This window comes from Streptococcus oralis (genome assembly GCF_001578945.1).
In the GTDB taxonomy this organism is placed as follows: domain Bacteria; phylum Bacillota; class Bacilli; order Lactobacillales; family Streptococcaceae; genus Streptococcus; species Streptococcus oralis_Q.
The window spans coordinates 3,357-7,308 of sequence record NZ_KQ969552.1 but is presented as its reverse complement, the minus strand read 5'-3'; the positions used below and the strand labels follow the sequence as shown (position 1 = coordinate 7,308).

General features: G+C 40.1%; 5 protein-coding genes. All 5 read left to right on the top strand.

Annotated elements, in window-relative coordinates:
• A partial coding sequence (locus tag SORDD16_RS05400) for a glucosaminidase domain-containing protein (protein ID WP_061452653.1) occupies positions 1 to 1,554 on the top strand: 1,554 nt, incomplete at its 5' end.
• A gap of 84 nt (positions 1,555 to 1,638) precedes the next feature.
• Positions 1,639 to 1,875, top strand: a complete 237-nt coding sequence (locus tag SORDD16_RS05395; RefSeq protein WP_000141913.1) for a DUF2829 domain-containing protein — start codon at positions 1,639 to 1,641, stop codon at positions 1,873 to 1,875.
• Complete coding sequence (locus SORDD16_RS05390; RefSeq protein ID WP_061452652.1) at positions 1,868 to 2,566, top strand: 3-oxoacyl-ACP reductase; 699 nt, start codon at positions 1,868 to 1,870, stop codon at positions 2,564 to 2,566. Before SORDD16_RS05395 ends, SORDD16_RS05390 begins: the two co-directional genes overlap by 8 nt.
• 10 nt (positions 2,567 to 2,576) lie before the next feature.
• The gene (locus tag SORDD16_RS05385; protein WP_061452651.1) at positions 2,577 to 3,077 is read left to right on the top strand and encodes an NUDIX hydrolase; all 501 of its coding nucleotides are present in this window, start codon (positions 2,577 to 2,579) and stop codon (positions 3,075 to 3,077) included.
• Positions 3,055 to 3,903 carry a putative PEP-binding protein gene (locus tag SORDD16_RS05380; RefSeq protein WP_061452650.1) on the top strand — a complete coding sequence of 283 codons (849 nt, stop codon included), beginning with the start codon at positions 3,055 to 3,057 and terminating at the stop codon, positions 3,901 to 3,903. Before SORDD16_RS05385 ends, SORDD16_RS05380 begins: the two co-directional genes overlap by 23 nt.
• The last annotated feature ends 49 nt before the right edge of the window (positions 3,904 to 3,952 follow it).

Sequence of the window (3,952 nt, the reverse complement as noted above, 5' to 3'; positions counted from 1 at the left end):
AAAATTTCCCGCAATAAATGGGAAAAGATTGAAGGCAGCTGGTATTATTTTAATCAAGATGGTGTCATGCTTAGCCGTACTATCTACAATGACTACCTCTTTCAAGGCAGTGGCGCAATGGCAGAAAATGATTGGGTGAAAATATCTGACAAGTGGTACTATGCAACAGCTTCAGGCAAGATTTCCCGCAACAAATGGGAAAAGATTGAAGGCGTCTGGTATTACTTTGATCAAGATGGTGTCATGCTTAGCCGTACTATCTATAATGACTATCTTTTCCAAGGTAGTGGTGCTATGGCGGAAAATGATTGGGTAAAAATATCTGACAAGTGGTACTATGCAACAGCTTCAGGCAAGATTTCTCGCAATAAATGGGAAAAAATCAAAGGAACATGGTACTATTTTAATAGCGATGGTGTGATGGCAAGTAGCCAGTGGGAAAGTGATTACTATCTGAAAGATAGTGGCGCTATGGCGGAAAAAGAGTGGATTTTTGATAAATCCTACAATAGCTGGTTCTACTTGAAGTCAGGTGGGGCCTACGCTTCCCGTGAATGGATTGGATCATACTACCTTAAATCTGGTGGCTATATGGCCAAAAATGAATGGATTTTTGACAAAGATTACGATGCTTGGTACTATCTAAAAGATGATGGTCGATATGCAACGGGCAATTTCAATATCAAAGGTAAAGAGTATTCCTTCCAGAATAATGGGAAGTGGATCTCAGAGGCAAAATATTACAAAGTGAAACCGATTACTGCTTATGTTTATAGCGCTTCTGGTGAAAGATTGAGTTATGTATCACAGGGAACCATAGTTTCACTTGGAGATGCCCAATCTAAAAAAGATAGTCAAATACCAGTCAATATTTCTGGTTTATCAGGCTTCATGAATAAAAGTGATTTAGTAGCGATTGATAAAGATAGTGAATTTGTCCCTCATTATACAAGTGATGGCAAGTATTTTTACCATGAGTTATCACCTTATGTGAGTCTTCGTGTTGCGCCACATAGCTCAACTATGACTATTGGTAAGAAATATTATTCAACTGATGGAATTCATTTTGATGGCTTTACCATTGAAAATCCTTTCCTCTTTAGAAATTTGACTAAACCAAGTAATTACAGCGCAGCTGAATTGGATAAAGTTTATTCTTTGATGAATATTAAGGATAGTCGCCTCGCTGGTAAGGGTGCTATTTTTAAGGAAGCTGAGGAACGCTATGGTGTAAATGCTCTTTACTTAATGGCCCATAGTGCACTTGAGAGTGCTTGGGGACGGAGTCAGATTGCCAAGGATAAGAATAACTTCTTTGGAATTGCGGCTTATGATTCAAGCCCATATGCCTCAGCCAAAAAATTTGATGATGTGGACAAGGGGATTCTCGGTGCGGCTAAGTGGATTCGTAAAAATTACATTGACTATGGCAGAGACCACCTTGGGAACAAAGCTTCTGGTATGAATGTCCGCTATGCTTCTGACCCATACTGGGGAGAGAAAATTGCTAGTATCATGATGACTATCAATAGCAAACTTGGTGGGAAAGACTAGGGAAGAACAAAATCGGGAACCATGATAGATTGGTTGTCGATTTTTTGTTATAATAAAAATAAGTAGACAACAAAGGAGAACATCATGACATTTGAAGAAATCCTGCCTGGATTAAAGGCCAAGAAAAAATATGTACGAACTGGTTGGGGAGGGGCTGAAAACTATGTGCAACTTTTTGACACCATCGAGCAAAACGGGGTTGCACTTGAAGTGACGCCCTATTTCCTAATCAACGTGTCTGGAGAAGGGGAAGGTTTTTCCATGTGGAGCCCGACACCTTGTGATGTTTTGGCGACGGATTGGGTAGAAGTCCATGACTAGACGTGTATTGATCACGGGAGTGAGTTCAGGGATCGGTCTGGCTCAAGCTCGCCTCTTTTTAGAGAGTGGCTATCAAGTTTATGGAGTTGACCAAGGAGAAAATCCAGTCTTAAACGATGATTTCCACTTTTTACAGAGAGATTTGACCTTGGACTTGGAGCCAATTTTTGACTGGTGTCCTTATGTGGATGTTTTGTGTAATACTGCAGGAGTTTTGGATGATTACAAACCCCTTTTGGAACAAAGAGCACAGGAAATTCAAGAAATCTTTGAAATCAACTATGTGACTCCTGTTGAGTTGACTCGCTATTATTTGACACAAATGCTGGAAAGTAAAAAAGGAATTATTATCAATATGTGCTCCATAGCTTCGAGCCTAGCAGGTGGCGGTGGTCACGCCTATACCTCGTCTAAGCACGCCTTAGCTGGCTTTACCAAGCAGTTGGCTCTAGACTATGCTGAAGCTGGGATTCAGGTCTTTGGGATTGCTCCAGGTGCCGTCAAGACAGCTATGACTGCTGCCGACTTTGAACCAGGTGGGCTGGCGGACTGGGTGGCTAGTGAAACACCCATCAAACGCTGGATTGAGCCGGAGGAAGTAGCAGAAGTTAGCCTTTTCTTAGCAAGTGGAAAAGCGATCGCCATGCAAGGGCAAATTTTGACAATAGATGGTGGCTGGTCTTTGAAGTAGGAGGAGTTGGATGGAAATCAAAAAACACTTTGGAGTCTATGACATTTGCTTTGAAAATGGGAAGTTACTCTGCGTTGAAAAAACGAGAGGCCCTTATCAACATCGTTATGATCTACCCGGTGGTAGTCAGCAACTTGGTGAAGGATTGACGGAAACGTTGATTAGAGAAGTTATGGAAGAGACAGGATATAAGCTTAAGGGTTACGCTAATCCTAGGATTTATGATGTGCTGGTTCAAGAAGATGGGCAAGACTTTGCAGTACATCATATCATGGCCTTTTATGATATTGAGATAAACGAGAAGGAACCTCAAGTTGCGATTTCGGAAGCTGTTTCTGATGGTGCGAATGATTCACTTGGTTATATTTGGATGGATATTCAAAAAATCACAGAAGAGAATGCTTCGCCATTAGTCTTGAAGGTCAAAGCAGAGTTATTAGGATTTCCAGAACTGGACAAGACCTTGTATATGAATTGGAAGGTGAATGATGAAAAACCAGTTAGCTCTTAGTGGCGAGAAAATCGCTGAAAAAGTTTACCCACAACTATTTCATCATGTTGGCATGATTCGTGGGGAATACTTGCTAAGAGAGCTCAATCAAAACATCCTGTTACCAAGTTGTCGGCAATTTGTAAAAGATTATTTAGACACCATTTGCTCCTTGTACTCAGATGAAGAAGTCTGGTATCGTTTTTCAGAATTAACGAATACAGAAGCTAATTGTTTAGAGGGGACTAAAGAGTGTTTTGATGAAAATCATCCCTTATTTGGATACAGAGGAACTAGGCGTTTACTGGCGTGTCCGAATGAATTTCAGGCTGAGGTAAAAGTTGTTACAGAAGTTTATCAAAACAATCCCAATCTATCTGTTATTTTTCCTTTTGTCAATGATGCCGACCAATTAAAACAAGCTATTAGAGTATTGCGTCAGCATGGTTTCACTGGAAAAATTGGCACAATGATTGAATTACCGTCAGCATATTTTGACTTGGACAGAATAATAGAAACGGGTATTTCAAAGATTGTAGTTGGAATGAATGATTTGACTTCTTTTGTTTTTGCGACTGTGAGAAATAGTCAATGGCATGATATGGAAAGTCCAATAATGTTAGATATGCTAAGACAGATGCAGGATAAAGCAAGGATGAAAAAGATTGACTTTGCTGTAGCAGGCTATCTGAATGTTTCTTTCATACAAATAATGAATCAGATGGGTATCAAGTGTATTATCCACTACAGTTCTATTCCGGAGATTTTTGATTTAGAGATTGACCATCCAGACCACCTCAAACGTGTAAAAGAAGTAAGTAAAAAATTACAAAGGAGCAACCCATGACACCGCAAGAAATGTGGAATGCCTACAAGCAAATCAACCCTTCTATTGG

Coding starts and splice junctions, on each gene's coding strand:
- SORDD16_RS05390 (WP_061452652.1), top strand. CDS start 1,868: ATGACTAGACGTGTATTGATCACGGGAGTGAGTTCAGGGATCGGTCTG.
- SORDD16_RS05385 (WP_061452651.1), top strand. CDS start 2,577: ATGGAAATCAAAAAACACTTTGGAGTCTATGACATTTGCTTTGAAAAT.
- SORDD16_RS05380 (WP_061452650.1), top strand. CDS start 3,055: ATGAAAAACCAGTTAGCTCTTAGTGGCGAGAAAATCGCTGAAAAAGTT.
- SORDD16_RS05395 (WP_000141913.1), top strand. CDS start 1,639: ATGACATTTGAAGAAATCCTGCCTGGATTAAAGGCCAAGAAAAAATAT.